Origin of the sequence: Sphingomonas sp. HMP9 (assembly GCF_013374115.1) — a bacterium.
Lineage (GTDB): Bacteria > Pseudomonadota > Alphaproteobacteria > Sphingomonadales > Sphingomonadaceae > Sphingomonas.
This window is the reverse complement of the sequence record NZ_AP022673.1, coordinates 1,031,311-1,047,836: the sequence shown is the minus strand read 5'-3', so window position 1 is coordinate 1,047,836 and position 16,526 is coordinate 1,031,311. Positions and strand designations below refer to the sequence as shown.

General features: G+C 65.7%; 13 protein-coding genes. 11 read left to right on the top strand and 2 right to left on the bottom strand.

What is annotated here, in order from left to right:
- Positions 1 to 62: 62 nt before the first annotated feature.
- Genes modA through HMP09_RS04535 form a run of 3 tightly spaced genes read left to right on the top strand, consistent with a single transcriptional unit; the run spans position 63 to position 2,112 of the window.
- Complete coding sequence (gene modA, locus HMP09_RS04545; protein WP_176499382.1) at positions 63 to 821, top strand: molybdate ABC transporter substrate-binding protein; 759 nt, start codon at positions 63 to 65, stop codon at positions 819 to 821.
- Positions 822 to 1,511, top strand: coding sequence for a molybdate ABC transporter permease subunit (modB, locus tag HMP09_RS04540; protein WP_176499381.1), 690 nt, complete (start codon positions 822 to 824; stop codon positions 1,509 to 1,511).
- Entirely contained in the window at positions 1,501 to 2,112 is a 612-nt protein-coding gene (locus HMP09_RS04535; protein ID WP_176499380.1) for an ATP-binding cassette domain-containing protein, read from the top strand. The genes modB and HMP09_RS04535 overlap by 11 nt, the downstream gene beginning before the upstream one ends.
- A 46-nt stretch (positions 2,113 to 2,158) precedes the next feature.
- Here HMP09_RS04535 and htpG read toward each other — a convergent pair whose 3' ends face one another.
- Positions 2,159 to 4,063, bottom strand: coding sequence for a molecular chaperone HtpG (gene htpG / locus HMP09_RS04530; protein WP_176499379.1), 1,905 nt, complete (start codon positions 4,061 to 4,063; stop codon positions 2,159 to 2,161).
- Between the two features lie 398 nt (positions 4,064 to 4,461).
- Here htpG and HMP09_RS04525 point away from each other — a divergent pair, with 398 nt between their 5' ends.
- The 8 genes from HMP09_RS04525 (at position 4,462) to HMP09_RS04490 (ending at position 14,533) form a co-directional block, all read left to right on the top strand.
- Positions 4,462 to 6,069, top strand: a complete 1,608-nt coding sequence (locus HMP09_RS04525; RefSeq protein ID WP_176499378.1) for a flavin monoamine oxidase family protein — start codon at positions 4,462 to 4,464, stop codon at positions 6,067 to 6,069.
- Positions 6,070 to 6,328: 259 nt separating this feature from the next.
- The gene (locus HMP09_RS04520; protein ID WP_176499377.1) at positions 6,329 to 8,899 is read left to right on the top strand and encodes a TonB-dependent receptor plug domain-containing protein; all 2,571 of its coding nucleotides are present in this window, start codon (positions 6,329 to 6,331) and stop codon (positions 8,897 to 8,899) included.
- Positions 8,900 to 8,967: 68 nt separating this feature from the next.
- Complete coding sequence (locus HMP09_RS04515) at positions 8,968 to 9,495, top strand: RidA family protein (protein ID WP_176499376.1); 528 nt, start codon at positions 8,968 to 8,970, stop codon at positions 9,493 to 9,495.
- Between the two features lie 20 nt (positions 9,496 to 9,515).
- Positions 9,516 to 10,145, top strand: coding sequence for a DUF4126 domain-containing protein (locus HMP09_RS04510; RefSeq protein WP_232090672.1), 630 nt, complete (start codon positions 9,516 to 9,518; stop codon positions 10,143 to 10,145).
- Entirely contained in the window at positions 10,142 to 11,524 is a 1,383-nt protein-coding gene (locus HMP09_RS04505) for an FAD-containing oxidoreductase (protein WP_176501571.1), read from the top strand. Before HMP09_RS04510 ends, HMP09_RS04505 begins: the two co-directional genes overlap by 4 nt.
- Positions 11,521 to 13,179 carry an FAD-dependent oxidoreductase gene (locus HMP09_RS04500; protein WP_176499375.1) on the top strand — a complete coding sequence of 553 codons (1,659 nt, stop codon included), beginning with the start codon at positions 11,521 to 11,523 and terminating at the stop codon, positions 13,177 to 13,179. Before HMP09_RS04505 ends, HMP09_RS04500 begins: the two co-directional genes overlap by 4 nt.
- Positions 13,176 to 13,481, top strand: coding sequence for a UBP-type zinc finger domain-containing protein (locus HMP09_RS04495; RefSeq protein WP_176499374.1), 306 nt, complete (start codon positions 13,176 to 13,178; stop codon positions 13,479 to 13,481). The genes HMP09_RS04500 and HMP09_RS04495 overlap by 4 nt, the downstream gene beginning before the upstream one ends.
- A 374-nt stretch (positions 13,482 to 13,855) precedes the next feature.
- Positions 13,856 to 14,533: a peptidylprolyl isomerase gene (locus tag HMP09_RS04490; RefSeq protein WP_232090670.1), complete on the top strand. Its 678-nt coding sequence runs from the start codon at positions 13,856 to 13,858 to the stop codon at positions 14,531 to 14,533.
- 354 nt (positions 14,534 to 14,887) lie between these two features.
- Here the strand turns inward: HMP09_RS04490 and HMP09_RS04485 are convergent, their stop codons facing one another.
- Entirely contained in the window at positions 14,888 to 16,504 is a 1,617-nt protein-coding gene (locus tag HMP09_RS04485) for an NAD(P)/FAD-dependent oxidoreductase (protein WP_176499372.1), read from the bottom strand.
- Positions 16,505 to 16,526: the final 22 nt, after the last annotated feature.

The window sequence follows — 16,526 nt, the reverse complement described above, 5'->3', positions numbered from 1 at the left end:
CCGGCTAGCGTTATGGCCCAGCGCTATATATCGGTATGCGCAGGGATCGAGAGGCAAGCGGTATGCGGTATCTGACGTCGGCACTGATGGTAGCCGTCAGCTTCGGGGCGACGGGAGCGCACGCACAGCGGCGTCCACCGCTGGTGCTCGCGGCCGCATCGTTGCAGGAATCGATGACTGCGGCTGCCGATGCCTGGGCGAAAAAAGGTCATATGAAGCCAACGATCTCGTTCGCGGCGTCGTCGGCGCTCGCCCGGCAGGTCGAGGCCGGCGCGCCGGCGGATTTGTTCGTGTCGGCGGACGAGGATTGGATGAATGAACTTGCCAAGAAGACCCTCATCGTCGCCAGCACCCGCGTCACGTTCCTCGGCAACCGCCTCGTCGTCGCAGCGCCGGTGGGTAGCACGGTACGGATCCCGGTGCGCCCGCCTGCCGCTCTTGTTCGCGTACTGACGGCAGGACCGCTGGCAATGGCCGATACCGCAGTTCCGGCTGGCAAATACGGACAGGCGTCGCTGGAGAAGCTCGGCGTCTGGGCCCAGGTTTCGCCGAAGGTGGTGCGCGCGGAGAATGTCCGCGCGACACTGGCGCTAGTCGAGCGCGGGGCCGCGCCGCTTGCGATCGTCTACGCGACCGATGCCAAGGCGTCCGCCAAGGTCCGGATCGCCGGCGTGTTCCCCGAGGCCACGCATCCCGCGATCACCTATCCAATCGCACGGCTGAAGACGTCGACGAACCCGGACGCCGAGGGTTTTCGCCGCTTCCTCGTCTCGCCCGCGGGCAAGGCGATCTTCGTCCGCTACAGGTTTTCCGCGCGCTAGATGCTCAGTCCGACCGAATGGGGGATCGTCGCGCTGTCGCTAAAGGTTGGCGGCGTCGCGATGGCAGTGACCTTGCCGATCGCGTTCGCGCTGGCATGGCTGCTCGCGCGCGTCCGCTTTCCGGGCAAGTTCGTGGTCGACGCGGCGATCCATTTGCCACTGGTAGTGCCGCCAGTCGTCACGGGGTGGCTTCTGCTCCTCGCCTTCGGACCCAATGGCCCGATCGGCGCGTGGCTACAGGACGGGTTCGGCGTGACCGTGCTGTTTCGCTGGACCGGTGCCGCGATCGCCGCCGGCGTCATGGCTCTGCCGCTGATGGTGCGGGCGATGCGGATCTCGATCGAGGCAGTCGACCGTCGGCTCGAGAATGCTGCGCGAACGCTGGGCGCAGGACCATGGCGCGTATTCTGGACGCTGACCCTGCCGCTCAGCGTCCCAGGCGTCCTGGCCGGCGCCGTACTCGGCTTCGCGCGATCGATCGGCGAGTTCGGCGCGACGATCACTTTCGTCTCCAATGTACCCGGCGAAACGCAGACACTGCCGCTCGCGATATATTCCGCGCTCCAGCAACCCGGCGCCGACGCGCTGGTGTGGCGATTGTCGTGCGTGTCCGTAGGCTTGTCGCTTGTCGCTCTGATCGCGTCGGAACTGTTGACGCGACGTGCCGGGAGGGGTCTGCATGTCCTTTGAGATCGATATCGAGAAGCGTCTCGGCGATGCGCAGGTGGCGCTGACGCTGGAGGCAGGCGAGGGGGCAACCGTGCTGTTCGGCCCGTCGGGCATCGGCAAGTCCAGCGTGCTCAACATGGTCGCCGGACTGCTCCGTCCCGACCGCGGCCGGATCGCGATCGACGGCGACACGCTGTTCGATGCAGCCACGCCCGGTGGCGTCGACGTGCCCCCCGAGCGCCGCCGGGCCGGCTATGTCTTCCAGGACGCGCGCCTGTTCCCACATCTGCGCGTGCGGGCGAACCTGCTCTACGGCGCCGGCCGCGTGCACGGCCCGTTCGAGGAGCGGATCGGCTTCCTCGGCATCGGCCACCTCCTCGATCGCTGGCCCCGCACGTTGTCGGGCGGCGAGGCGCAGCGCGTCGCGATCGGTCGCGCGCTGCTCAGCCGCCCGCGCTTCCTGCTTCTCGACGAACCGCTATCGTCACTGGATCGTGCCCGACGCGAGGAAGTTCTCGTGGCGATCGAACACGTTCGCGACGTGCTGAAGCTGCCGATCCTGATGGTGACGCACGACCCTGCCGAGGCGGAACGGATCGGGACGCGTGTCGTCCGGATGTAGCGCGTACCGTCTCCCCACCGCGCTGGGCGGGGAGACGGTCATCCGCTTACCCGAGCGCCCGCGTGAACAGCCGCGCAAGCCGCGCGGAAAACGCCCGCGCATCGATCGGACGCTCGCCATCGGCGATCTGCGCCTCGTCGAACAGCAGATGCGCCGCGTCCTCGCGCAGCGCCGTCTCGTCCTCGCCGAGCGCTGCCAGCTTGGCGATCAACGCCGAGCGCGGGTTGATCTCGAGCACGGGCTTGGCCGCCGGCATCGCCTGACCGCTTGCCGCCAAGATGCGTTCGAGCTGACGGTCCATTCCGCTGTCCGACGCGACCAGGCAGACCGCGCTGTCGGTCAGCCGCTCGGACGCGCGGACCTCGGACACGGCATCCGCTAGCGTCGTCTTCACGAATGCGATGAAGTCCGCGACCTCAGGCGTGGCATCGGCCGTCGGCTGCTCGCCACCATCGACCAGCGGGATCAGCCCGAGATCGGCGGCACCCTGCGTCACCGACTTGAACGGCTTACCGTCGTGATCGATGCCGGCCGTCACCCAGAACCCGTCGACCGAGTCCGGCAGCAACAGCACTTCAATTCCGCGCGCACGGAATCCTTCGAGCTGCGGCGAGGCTTCGAGGCGGTCGAGATCGGTGCCGACCGCGTAATAGATCGCAGTCTGGTTCTCCTTCATCGCCCCGACATAGTCGGCAACCGAACGCCAGGCACCGGCCGACGTCGTGGTCTTGAAGCGCGCGAGCTTCAGCAGCGCTTCGCGGCGTTCGAAATCCTCGTACAGCCCTTCCTTAAGGACCGCGCCGAAATTCTCCCAGATCTTCGCATACGCCTCGGCATCGCGCGTCGCGAGCTTGTCGAGTTCGCCAAGCACGCGGCCCGTCACGCCCTTGCGGATCGCGGCGAGCATCGGGCTTTCCTGGATCATCTCGCGCGAGACGTTGAGCGGCAGGTCGGACGAGTCGACAAGCCCGCGCATGAAGCGGAGATAACGTGGTAGGACCTCGGCATCGTCGGTGATGAAGACGCGCTTGACGTACAGCTTCATCCGACCGTTGCGATCGGGATCGAACAGGTCGAACGGCTTGGCGCCGGGCACATAGGCCAGCACCGTGTATTCATGCAGCCCCTCCGCGCGGTAATGGAGCGTCAGCGCGGGCTCGTCATACTGGCCGGACACGCTGCGGTAGAAGTCGGCATAGTCCTCTTCCGAGATATCCGCCTTCGGCTTGGTCCATAGTGCGGCGCCGTCGGCGATGTCGACCGGATCCGCGTCGGGCTTTTCGCGCAGCGTGATCGGCACGGGCACGTGGCCCGACTGGTCCTTGATCAGGCGCTCGACGGTGAAGCGGTCGGTGTACGTGGTCGCATCTTCGAGCAAATGGAGCACGACGCGCGTGCCGCGGGCAGGGGCGTCGGCGGTGGCGACATCCGCGATCGTATAGGTGCCGAGGCCGTCCGACGACCAGGTCGAGGCGGTGTCAGCACCAGCACGACGCGAAATCACGTCGACCTTCGATGCGACCATGAACGCGGAATAGAAGCCTACGCCGAACTGACCGATCAGCTGTGCGCCGTCGGAGCCGCTTGACGCCGCGATCCGGTCCATGAATGCCTTGGTGCCCGAGCGCGCGATCGTGCCGAGCGCGTCGCCCATGTCCTCGGCGGTCATGCCGATACCGTTATCCTCGATCGTCAGCGTGCGCGCTTCGGGATCGAGCGTGATCGCGATCGCCAGGCGAGTCTCGTCGCCAAGCAACTCGGGCGCGCGCAACGCCTCGTACCGCAGCTTTTCGCAGGCATCGGCTGCGTTCGAAATCAGTTCACGCAGGAATACGGTCTTATCCGAATAGACCGAGTGCACCATCATGTGGAGCAACCGCGCGACATCGGCCTCGAAGGCATGCGTTCCGGGGATGGACGTCTCGGGCGCTGGAGCGGTTTCGGTGGTCATAGGGTGTGGGAGGTCTCGTGGTGAAAGGATCAGTCCGAGAATTGGCCGGCGGACGACTGGAATTCAAGGCCCGCAGATGGACCGGGCATGACGCGGACGCGGGAAGACCGTTTGGTTCCGTCAACCAAGATTTCATTTGCGTTACATCGCAAAGCAATGTTCAATCCGAATCGTTCAATCAAAAGATGCAACGTGTCGAATTTTGGCGCGGAAAGGAACGATGTGTTCCTTTCGGCTTAAGGTTCGGCGTCCATCGGGATTGAGCGGGGGATGATGTTCCTGCGAGGCCGCTGACGGGTTGGACCCGGCGGTGTTCTGACGTCCGGCAAGCCCTGGGAAGGCTTGCCGTTTCGGGGGGCCTCATGACTACACACACCACGATTACACGCAGGACCATCTTGCGACGACTTGGCCTGATGGGAGGGCTGGGGGCGACGCTCGGCGCGATGCAAGCGCTGGGCTTGACCGAAGGGTTGATCGGAACGTCGCATGCCGAAGCGCTCACGACGCTGACGCCGACATTGGGCAAGGGGACGCACGTCGTCGTGCTGGGTGCGGGTATCGCCGGTCTGACGGCGGCCTACGAACTCGAACAGGTGGGCTTCCAGGTCACGTTGCTGGAAGCACGCGAGCGGGTCGGCGGGCGCGCCTGGACGGTGCGCGACGGCGACAAGATCGAGATGATCGGGGAACAGACGCAGACCGCAAAATTCTCCGACGGGATTTACTTCAACGCAGGACCGGCGCGGATCCCGAGCTTTCACCAGGGCTTGATCGGGTACGCGAAAAAGTTCGATGTCCCGCTGGAGGTGGAGGTCAATTCGAGCCGCTCGGCCTATGTGATGGGCGAGAACGGCAGCAAGATTCGCATGCGGACCGCGATCAACGACATGCGCGGCCACATCGCGGAGTTGTTGGCGAAGGCAATCAACCAGGGTGCGCTCGATCAGTCGGTGACGGCGGCCGATAAGGTCAAATTGCTGCCGTTTCTGAAAGCCTATGGCGATCTCGGCACCGACTATACGTTTGAGGGCACCGAGCGATCGGGGTTCGGGACCGCACCGGGGGCGGGCGTCACCTTCTCGTCGGCGGGCAGCGCGGTACCGATGGATCAGTTGCTGGCGAACGAGCGGTTGCCGATGACGCTGTTCGAGGACAATCTCTACATGCAGGCGACGATGTTCGAGCCGGTCGGCGGCATGGACCGGATCCATGCCGGGTTCGATCGCAACCTGCGTCGCCCTGCGATCCGCGGCGCCGAAGTCACCAAAATCCGTCACACCGCGCGCGGCGTCGACGTGGTCTACCGCGACAAGGCGAGCGACGTGGTCGACACCGTGAAGGCCGATTACGTCATCTGCACGATCCCTTTCCCGGTCCTGGCGACGATCGATACCGACTTCTCGCCCGCCCTGAAGAGGACGATCGCCGGAGTCGTCTACGATCATTCGAACAAGGTCGCGTTCGAAAGCCCGCGCTTTTGGGAACGCGAGCAGATCTATGGCGGCATTTCGTTCGTCGGCGGCCCTACCACGCTGATCTGGTATCCGTCGGCCGGCCTCCATTCTGCACGCGGGATGATCCTGGGCTGTTATTCGTCGGGACCCAATGCCGCCGAGTTCGCCAAGCGCCCGATCGCCGAGCAGATCGCTTTCTCCCGCGGCGTGATCGACCGGCTGCATCCGGGGCATGGCGGCGATCTGGTCAACGGCATCGCGGTGAACTGGCACAAGATTCCGTACAGCCTGGGGCCGTGGCCCGACTGGAATGCGGGCAGCGCGAACGGGCGGCAGGAAGGGCATATCGATACGCCCGAGTTCCGCCTGCTCCAGAAGCCCGACGGCCGCGTCTATTTCGCGTCCGCCGCGCTCAGCCAGACGCCGGGCTGGCAGGAAGGGGGCATCCAGTCCGCCCAAGGCCAGGTCATGGCGCTGGCCAGGCGGGTCGCGGCACAGGGCGCCAACAGGGCCGCAACGGGGTCGGACCGTACGCGGCGTGTCGCCTAAGTCTGAGCAACCTGTGTCGAAACGTTGCATATTGGTGACACAATGAACAATAGTTCATGCTTGGTATGAAGCTATCCCCGAATCAGTTGCCTTGTGATGCGCCACGGACAATCCTTACCAAGCTCGTCAATTCACAGATGTTGATAGAGATACTAAGAAGCCACGTTTCGTGGTGCGGATAGACATGAAGAGATGACGTTAGATCATCCATATTATTAGAGGATGGCTGAAGGCGCTCAACAATAAGGGGGGAAACCTTATGAAGACCGTCACCACCATTTCACGCGGCGCCCTCATCGTGGCGCTCGCCAGCGCCGGACATATGACGGCCTTCGCGCAGACCGCGTCGGTCGCCGTGACCGATCCCCAGACGGGATCGACCGAAATACCCGACGACATCATCGTCACCGGCACGCGCGCGACGGGGATCACCGCGGCCGAGAGTGCCGCACCGATCAAGGTGCTCGACGCCGAACTGATGAGCCATGTCGGCCAGCCCAACCTCAACCAGGTGCTGACTCAGCTCGTACCGTCGTTCACCGCGCAGGCGTTCGGCGGCGACACCGCCAACCTCACGCTGTCCGCGCGGTTGCGCGGGCTCAGCCCGAACCACACGCTCGTCCTGATCAACGGCAAGCGACGACACGGCACCTCGAACCTTGCCGTTCTCGGCGGACCGTATCAGGGCGCGGCGACCGCCGATCTCGACCTCATATCGCCGGCGTCGATCAAGCGCATCGAGGTGCTCGAGGACGGCGCCGCCGCACAATATGGCTCGGACGCGATCGCCGGCGTCATCAACGTCATCCTGAAGGACGACAAGGAAGGCGGCGACGCTTCGGTGACTGCAGGCGAGAATTACGACACCGGCGGCCGCACCTATGGCGGGAGTTTGCACCTTGCGACCAAGGTCGGCGAAAGCGGCTTCATCAACGTTACCGGCTTCTATCGCTATCACGACTTCACGCAGGTCGGCGGGCTCGATCGCCGCGTTACGGACATCAACGGCAAGCTGCTGACGAGCGCGACGACGCCGTCGATCACCGCGCTTCAGCAACAACTCTATCCGGGGATGTCTGACTTCCCCTATGTCAACAAGATCAGCGGCGATGCGCAGTCCCGCCTCATCAACCTCCAGTATAATTCGGCCTATGATTTCGGCGGTATCGAGGCGTACAGCTTCGGCACCTATTCGCGGCGCATCGCCAGCGCGTACGAGAATGTCCGCGTACCGACCCGCGTGTCGCGCACGGTGGCCGGCGTCACGACCTATTTCGATCCCGAAGGCGACAGCCCGGTCAATGGCTTTTCCCCACGCGAGAAGATTCGCGAAGAGGATATGGCGTTCACCGGCGGCCTTCGCGGCGACGCCAGTGGGTTCCATTACGACCTGTCGACGACGTTCGGCCAGGACAAGAACGAGATCTACACTGTCAACTCAGCCAACGCGTCGCTCTATGCGGATACAGGCTTTACCCCGACGACCTTCTACAACGGCTTCTTCAAGTCGACCGAGTTCACCGCCAACGCTGATTTCACGCATGAGATCGAGGCCGGGATGGCGGCCCCGATCAACCTCGCCTTCGGTGGCGAATATCGCAAGAACGTCTATCAGATCGGTGCGGGCGATGCCGCCTCGACCTACAAGGAAGGTGGACAGTCCTATCCCGGCTTCCGCAGTTCGGATGCGGGCGTCAACGGGCGGAATTCTCAGGCGGCCTATGTTGATGTTGCGCTGATGCCGATCGAGGGCTGGAAGGTCGATGTCGCCGGCCGGTACGAGCATTATTCCGATTTCGGCAGCAAGTTCATCTATAAGGGGACGACGCGCTACGACTTCTCCGACGCGTTCGCGCTGCGGGGCACCTTCTCGACGGGGTTCCGCGCACCGACGCTGGCGGAGTCGTTCTACTCCGCGACTAACGTCTCGCCGACGTCCGCGTTCGTGCAGTTGCCGGCCAATTCGGCAGCCGCAAAGCTGCTCGGTTTCGCCAATCTGAAGCCTGAGAAATCGACCAACTACAGCCTCGGTACGGTCATCAGGCCGGTGCCGCGCCTGACGATCACGATCGATGCGTATCAGGTGAAGATCGATGACCGTATTCTCGGCACGGGGTCGCTGTTCGGCGGGGGTGGTGCGACCGCGCCGGTCAACGTCAACTTCCCCGTGGTGACGGCGGCGATCCGCGCGAACGGCAACGTCCTGGATCCGACGGTGACGCAGACCGGCATCAACATCTTCACCAACGGTGCGGATACCCGGACCCGCGGCGTCGATATCGTCGCCAGCTATGCGACCGATTTCGGCGACTATGGCAACGCGACCTGGACCTTGTCGGGCAACTACAACCAGACCAAGATCACCAAGGTCATGGCGGCGCCACCGCTGGTCAACGTCCTCGGGCAGACGATCACGGTGCCGTTGTTCGACGCGGGCGCGCGCGCCAATATCGAGACCGCGTCGCCGCGGGTGAAGGTGATCGGCTCGACCTTCTATTCGATCGACAAATTCTCGATGACGTTGCGTGGTACGGTCTACGGGAAGAGCTCGGCCAGATACAGCCCGGACGGTGGCACGTTCTACAAGCAGACGATCGGGACCGCGTTCATCGGCGACGTCGAACTGAACTTCAAGGCGACAGACGACCTCGAACTGTCGATCGGCGCGAACAACGTCTTCAACAAGAAATCGCCGACGCTCGGCCTGGTGCCGGGTACGACCAATGCGACTCTGGTCGGCGGCGGCAACCAGCTCGACGCGCCGCTGACGTTCAGCCCGTACGGGATCAACGGCGGCTATTATTATGCGCGCATGAACGTCAGCTTCTGAGAGATCGGGCGCGGCGCCACACCCCGCCGCGCCCGAACCATGTGCTTGGATAACCGGGAGAGAGACCTATGACGATAACGACGAAGACCATTGCCTTGGCTGTGGTGACCTGCACGATGCTCGCACTGCCCGGCGCGGCGATGGCTGCGGATGCCAAGTCGGCGATTGTCCGGCACGCCAACACCCCGCCCGGGCTGATCCTCCAGGGCGTGACAGTCCCTGCGGGCGCGAAGATGCTGTACCTGAGCGGGCAGCTGGCAGCGCCGATCGATCCGGCCAGCAAGACGCCGCCCGCCCAACTGACGATCGCCGATTTCGGCGATACCAAGACGCAGACGATTAGCGTCTTTGCGAAGATCAAGACGATCCTGGCGGCGCAGGGCTATGCGATGCGCGACATCATCAAGCTCACCGTGTTCGTCGCCGGCGATCCTAAGCTCGGCGGCAAGATGGATTTTGCGGGCATGAACGACGCCTTCAAGATGTATTTTGGGACGGCCGAGAACCCGAACACCGTCGCGCGGTCGACCGTGCAGGTTGCGGCACTCGCAGGGCCGGCGTTCCTGGTCGAGATCGAGGCGACCGCGGCGAAATAAAACTGCGCGAGGATCGGCTCGTGTTCGCGTTCGATATCAGGCGGTTGTTCCGGTCCTGTTGTAATCGCGGAGACTATGGCGACGGCATCTATGCCAGATCGGATGCGACGCGAATTGACGGTCGTGGCGGTGCGTGGGACGATGTCGGACACACCGGATCGGAGACTGCCATGCTCGTCCCCCCGCTCTTGCACGGGCTGATCCTCGCCGTCGTCATCGGCATCGTCGCGGGGTTGCGCGCGATGATGGCGCCGGCCGCGATCGCCTGGGCCGCGAGCAGGGGGACGCTGCCCTTGCAGGGGACGTGGCTGGCGTTCCTTGGCTACCGGTTCACGCCGTGGATATTTACCCTTTTGGCGGCGATCGAACTCGTCACCGATCAGCTGCCGTCTACGCCGAGCCGCAAGGTGCCGTCGCAGTTCGCCGCGCGGCTGCTCACGGGCGGGTCGTCGGGGGCGGCCGTCGGCTACGGGATCGGTGCGCCGGTGCCGGGGCTCGTGCTCGGATTGGTCGGTGCGGTCGTCGGGATCTATGGCGGGGCGGCGTCGCGCGCGCGACTGGCGTCGGCGTTCGGCAACGATCGGCCAGCCGCACTGATCGAGGATGCGGTCGCGATCATCCTGGCGGTGCTCGTGGTGGTGTCGATCTGATGCGGACGTTCGACGCGATCATCGTCGGTGCCGGGCAGGCCGGACCACCACTGGCAGGGCGCCTTACCGCCGCGGGCATGACGGTCGCGCTGATCGAGCGCAAGCTGGTCGGCGGGACCTGCGTCAATACCGGCTGCATGCCGACCAAGACCCTGGTGGCGAGCGCCTATGCCGCGCATCTGGCGCGGCGCGCGTCGGATTTCGGGATCGCCACCGGCGAGGTCACGGTCGACATGCCCGCGGTCGCAGCCCGCGCGCGCAAGGTCGTGATGGATGCACGATCGGGCAACGAACGCTGGCTCGAGGGCATGGCGGGCCTCACGTTTCTGCGCGGACACGCCCGCTTCACAGGACCGCGGACGATCGCGGTCGACGGCGAGGACATGACCGCGCCGCGTATCTTCCTCAACGTCGGTGGCCGGGCGAGCGTACCGGACATGCCCGGCGTCGGCGACGTGCCGCATCTCGACAACACCGACATGGTTGCGCTCGAGCAGATCCCCCAGCATCTCGTCGTCGTCGGCGGAAGCTATATCGGGCTCGAGTTCGCGCAGATGTACCGGCGGTTCGGCGCAGCGGTGACGGTGGTCGAGCGCGGCGAAAGGCTGATCGCGCACGAGGACGCCGAGGTGTCCGATGCGGTGCGCGAAATCCTGGAGGACGAAGGGATAACGGTGCGCACCGACGCGAACTGCGTCGCGTTCGCGCGCCATCCGGACGGTGTCGCGGTATCGGTCGATTGCCGAGCGGGCGATCCGAAGGTGATCGGCAGCCACGTGCTGCTCGCGGTCGGCCGGCGCCCCAATACCGACGACCTCGGTCTCGACCTCGCCGGGATCGAGACCGACGCCAAGGGCTATGTCACCGTCGACGACATGTTGCAGACCAACGTGCCAGGCGTTTGGGCGCTGGGCGATTGCAACGGTCGCGGCGCGTTCACGCATACCGCCTATAATGATTTCGAGATCGTCGCGGCGAACCTGCTCGACCGTGGCGATCGAACGCTGAGCCAGCGGCTGGTCGGCTATGCGCTCTATATCGATCCGCCGCTTGGCCGGGTGGGCATGACGCAGGCGCAGGCGGCAAAGACCGGGCGACCGATCCTGGTTGCGAAGCGGCCCATGACGCGCGTCGGCCGCGCCGTCGAGAAAGGCGAGACCACGGGGTTCATGACGATCGTTGCAGATGCGGAGACACAGCGGATCCTGGGGGCGGCGATCCTGGGTACGGGCGGCGACGAGGCGATCCACGGGATCCTCGACATGATGAACGCCGATCAGCCGGTGTCAGCGCTGCGCTGGGCGGTGCCGATCCACCCCACCGTGTCCGAACTGATCCCGACGCTGCTGCTCGGACTCGAACCGGTATCGCGCCCATGAGCGATCTGGGCGCGCGCGACCACCAGATGTTTCCCGTGCTCAACGCCGAGCAACTGGAAACGGCGAAGCGCTTCGCGAGCGGCCCGGCGCGCGTGTTCGCATCCGGCGAACAGGTCTATGCGATCGGCGAGCAGGGAGTCGCCGCCTGGCTGGTGCTCGAGGGCACGATCGACGTCGTCCGCCGCGACGGTCTGAGCCACGAGGCGCCGATCACCACGCATGGCCCGGGACAGCTGACGGGCGAGGTCAACCAGCTCGCTGGTCGCCCGACGCTCGCGGGTGGCACCGCCGGCCCTGGGGGATGCACCGCGCTGCCGTTCGATCCGGCGCATCTGCGCGCGCTGATGGTCGGCTCGGCCGATGTCGGCGAGATCGTGATGCGCGCCCTGATCCTGCGCCGCGTCGGGTTGATCGAGCAGGGCAGTGGCGGGACGGTGATCGTCGGCCTGCCGTACAGTCCCGACGTCGTCCGGCTGCAAGGGTTTCTCACCCGGTCGGGCTATCCGAACATCGTCCTCGATGCGGCATCGGACGACGAGGGGCGTGCATTGGTTGAGCGGACCGGGGTCGCACCGCGCGATCTGCCGCTCGTGGTCTGCCCGAATGGTACGGTGCTGAAAAAACCGTCGGATATCGAGGTCGCGGCCTGCCTTGGGATCACGCCCGATCTCGATCCGGACACGGTATACGACGTCGCGATCGTCGGCGCGGGGCCGGCGGGGTTGGCGGCGGCGGTGTATGCCGCGTCGGAAGGATTGTCGGTGATCGTGCTCGACGAGCGCGCGATCGGCGGGCAGGCCGGGGCGTCGGCGCGGATCGAGAATTACCTGGGCTTCCCGACCGGCATATCGGGGCAGGCGCTGGCGGGCCGCGCGTTCAACCAGGCGCTGAAGTTCGGGGCGGAGATCGCGATCCCGCTGACCGTCGCGCATCTCGATTGCGACGAGGATCGGCCGGCGGGCGATCCGCTCGCGCTCGAATTGCCAGGTGATCGGCGGGTCCGGTCGCGGACGGTAATCGTGGCGTCGGGCGCGCGCTATCGGCGGCCGGACATCCCCGACCTGGCGGCGTTCGAGGGCGCCGGCGTGTCCTATTGGGCGTCGCCGATCGAAGCGCGGCTGTGCGAGGGCGAAGAGGTCGCGCTCGTCGGCGGTGGCAACTCGGCGGGGCAGGCGGTGGCGTTCCTCGCGCCGCGCGTGAAGCATCTGCACCTGATCGTGCGCCGGCCGCTGGCCGCGACAATGTCGAAATACCTGATCGACCGGATCGCCGCGCTGCCCAACGTGACGATCCGCGTCGGCACCGAGATCGTCGGGTTGGAGGGGGAGCGCGCGACCGGGCTGACCGCAGCAATCTTCCGCCAACGCAGCGACGGCGCGGAGACGCGGTGCGCGATGCGACACCTGTTCCTGTTCATCGGTGCGGACCCCAATGCAGGCTGGCTCAAGGGCTGCGTCGATACGGACGACAAGGGGTTCATCGTCACCGGCGGCGCCGCGCTGTCGTTGCAGACGAGCCGCACCGGCGTGTTCGCGATCGGCGACGTGCGCGCGGGCTCGACCAAGCGCGTCGCGGCAGCGGTCGGCGAAGGCGCGGCGGTGGTCGCACAGATTCACACGATATTGGCCGACATGGCAGAAAGGCGCGCGGGATGACCGACGGATGCACGCATAGGGAAACGATTCGCCGCGTAACGCCGGGCGCGAAGGGCTGCGAGGCGTGCCTCCGGATGGGCAGCGAATGGGTGCATCTGCGGCTGTGTCGCGCGTGCGGCCATGTCGGCTGCTGCGACGACTCCCCGCACCGCCACGCGACCGCGCACTTCCACGCGACGCAGCATCCGATCATCGAGGGCTACGACCCGCCGGAGGGCTGGGGCTGGTGCTTCGTCGACGAGACGATGGTGGAGCTTCCGGACCAGACGCCGCAGGTCGGGCCGATACCGCGCTATGTTTGAGGATGCGCGAAGATGCTTCAGTTGCAGAGATGCGGCTATAGTGAACGTCGTGAGCAGATTTATCGCCCATGGAAGATGTCGCGACGCACCACTCAACCAGATCGCCTCCCCGGCGGAGGCCGGGGCCCAGTTGGCACGACCGGAGTGACATAGCACAAAACTCCATCAGCGGCGTTTCCCAACTGGACCCCGGCCTCCGCCGGGGAGGCGCTGGCTGGTGGGAGCCTCAACACGCTGCCAAACCGGCAGCGTGTTGAGTCAGCAATTGCCAGTCCGGCCCAATCATCGCACGTCCCATGCGCTTGCCACTCCGCAGACGGACGGCTAGCCGGCCACGATCGGTAAAGGCGTGAGTGATCGAAATGCGACGTTTGATGATAGGCTTCGTGACCGTTGCGGCTTTGGCGACCGCCGGATCGGCAAGCCCGGTAAAACGGTCGGCACAGCGCGTCGAACCGGGACCGAAGCCGGGGTTTGTCCGCGTCCGCATCGTCACGTCGGAGGGGCCGATCCTGCTGGCGCTCGACGCGCGCCACGCGCCGAAGACGACCGCGAATTTCCTGGCGTATGTCGATGACGGACGGTTCGACGGGACCGACTTCTACCGCGCAAGCCGCCAGAAGTCGGCACCGAAGCTCGGCTTCATCCAGGCGGGGATCCGCACCGATGCGCGGCGGATCCTGCCGCCATTCCCGCTCGAGACCACTGCGATGACCGGCATCAAGCATCTCGACGCGACGATATCGATGGCGCGGGGAATGACGCCGGCGTCGGCTGGCGGGAATTTCTTCATCACGGTCGGGCCGGCGCCAGCGATGGACGCGCGCGCAGGCTATCCCGGTTATGCGGCGTTCGGGCATGTCGTCGCCGGAATGGATGTGGTGAAGCGTATCCTCGCCAAGCCGACGGGCGGCGGGATGGATGCGTTCAAGGACCAGATGATCCTGAAGCGGGTCGCTTTGGTCAGTGCGCGACGGCTCGACGGGGGGGCAAAGCCGACGGGGTTGCCGCGCGCATGGTTGATCGAGACAGCGCCGCAGCGGCGGAAGTAAGTATGGGCGGCGGGTCTTCGTTTTAAGGGCGTTGGCAGAGCCAAGGTCGAGGGGCTCGAACGACGTCGCAGCCTTCAAATGTAACCGGCGTAACACTCCTGCGCTTCGCTCGCGGAGGCCGGGGCCCGGTTGCGAAGGCCTAGGTTAGCGGACGCTTCGCGCAGTCACCTCTGTACCCCAACTGGACCCCGGCCTCCGCCGGGGAGGTGCCGTGAGTGTGGTCATGATGATCAGGCCCAAACCTTAGTGTCGCAGCCTTCCGCGTCCGTCTGCGAAGGCGGGAGCTCCGGGTGCGAACGCGAACGTTTGTGGCTCGTGGACCTCGCCCACGCGCGGGAACAAGCAGCGTCCGACTTACGCCGTCAGGCTAAGCGCGACCGCTTCCGCCACCTTAATACCGTCGACCGCGGCGGACAGGATGCCCCCCGCATAACCCGCACCTTCACCCGCCGGGAACAGGCCCGCCGTGTTCAGGCTTACGAAATCGTCGCCGCGCGTGATCCGCACCGGCGACGACGTCCGTGTTTCGACGCCGGTAAGCACTGCGTCGGGGTGGTCATAGCCGGGAATCTCGCGCCCGAATGCTGGCAGAGCCTCGCGCAACGCCGTGATCGCGAACTCGGGCAGGCATTCCGACAGATCGGTCATATGCACGCCCGGCTTGTACGACGGGACCACCGACCCGAGGGCGGTCGACGCGCGCCCCGCGAGCAGGTCGCCGATCCGTTGCGCAGGCGCCTTGTAGTTCGACCCGCCCGCAACATAGGCGCGCGACTCCCAGTGGCGTTGCAACTCGATCCCGGCGAGCGGGTGGCCGGGATAGTCGCGCTCGGGGTCGATGCCGATGACGATGCCGGAGTTCGCGTTGCGTTCGTTGCGCGAATATTGGCTCATGCCGTTGGTGGCGACGCGCCCCTCCTCGGAGGTCGCGGCGACGACGGTGCCACCCGGGCACATGCAGAAGCTGTAAACGGTGCGGCCGTTCTTGCAGTGGTGCGACAGGCTGTACGCCGCCGCACCGAGATCGGGGTGGCCGGCGCAAGGCCCGAACCGCGCTTCGTCGATCCACGACTGCGGATGCTCGATGCGGACGCCGATCGAGAACGGCTTGGCCTCGACGTGCACGCCCTTGGCATGCAGCATCTCGAACGTGTCGCGGGCGCTGTGGCCGACTGCGAAGACGACGTGGTTGGCCTCCAGATAGTCGCCGGTGCTCAGGTGGAGGCCGCGAAGCTGGCGCACGCCTCCCTCTTCGACGACGTCGAGACCGTCGACGCGGGTCGAGAAGCGGTATTCACCGCCGAGCGCCTCGATCGTCTCGCGCATGCTCTCGACCATGGTAACGAGGCGGAACGTGCCGATATGCGGATGCGCTTCGGTCAGGATTTCGGGGGGCGCGCCGGCCTTGACGAACTCGGTCAGGACCTTCCGGCCGAGATGGCGCGGGTCCTTGATCTGGCTCCACAACTTGCCGTCGGAGAAGGTGCCGGCGCCGCCTTCGCCGAACTGGACGTTGGATTCGGGGTTGAGGACGCTCTTGCGCCAGAGGCCCCATGTGTCCTTGGTGCGCTCGCGTACGACCTTGCCGCGGTCGAGGATGATCGGGCGGAACCCCATCTGCGCGAGGATGAGTCCTGCGAACAGGCCGCAGGGCCCTGCGCCAACGACCACCGGGCGCGGGCCGGTATAGCTCGGGCCGCCCTTGGTGACGAAGCGATACCCGGTGTCGGGGGTGCGCTGGACGTGGCGATCCTTGCGGAAGCGGGTGAGGACAGTGTCCTCGTTCTTCAGCGTGACGTCGACCGAATAGACGAGTTGGATGTCCATTTTGTCGCGCGCGTCGTGCGCGCGCCGCGCGATCGTGTAGCGGATCAGGTCGCGCGGCGTCACGCGCAGCCGGTCGCGGATCGCGGCGGGGAGCGCCTCGTCGGCGTGGTTGAGCGGCAGCTTGAGGTCGGTGATGCGGAGCATGAGGCACGCTCTAGCGCCGCGC

What these genes read in the sequence shown, in the direction of transcription:
- modA (WP_176499382.1), top strand. Translation starts at nt 63, where the DNA reads ATGCGGTATCTGACGTCGGCACTGATGGTAGCCGTCAGCTTCGGGGCG.
- modB (WP_176499381.1), top strand. Translation starts at nt 822, where the DNA reads ATGCTCAGTCCGACCGAATGGGGGATCGTCGCGCTGTCGCTAAAGGTT.
- HMP09_RS04535 (WP_176499380.1), top strand. Translation starts at nt 1,501, where the DNA reads ATGTCCTTTGAGATCGATATCGAGAAGCGTCTCGGCGATGCGCAGGTG.
- htpG (WP_176499379.1), bottom strand. Translation starts at nt 4,063, where the DNA reads ATGACCACCGAAACCGCTCCAGCGCCCGAGACGTCCATCCCCGGAACG.
- HMP09_RS04520 (WP_176499377.1), top strand. Translation starts at nt 6,329, where the DNA reads ATGAAGACCGTCACCACCATTTCACGCGGCGCCCTCATCGTGGCGCTC.
- HMP09_RS04515 (WP_176499376.1), top strand. Translation starts at nt 8,968, where the DNA reads ATGACGATAACGACGAAGACCATTGCCTTGGCTGTGGTGACCTGCACG.
- HMP09_RS04500 (WP_176499375.1), top strand. Translation starts at nt 11,521, where the DNA reads ATGAGCGATCTGGGCGCGCGCGACCACCAGATGTTTCCCGTGCTCAAC.
- HMP09_RS04495 (WP_176499374.1), top strand. Translation starts at nt 13,176, where the DNA reads ATGACCGACGGATGCACGCATAGGGAAACGATTCGCCGCGTAACGCCG.
- HMP09_RS04490 (WP_232090670.1), top strand. Translation starts at nt 13,856, where the DNA reads ATGATAGGCTTCGTGACCGTTGCGGCTTTGGCGACCGCCGGATCGGCA.
- HMP09_RS04485 (WP_176499372.1), bottom strand. Translation starts at nt 16,504, where the DNA reads ATGCTCCGCATCACCGACCTCAAGCTGCCGCTCAACCACGCCGACGAG.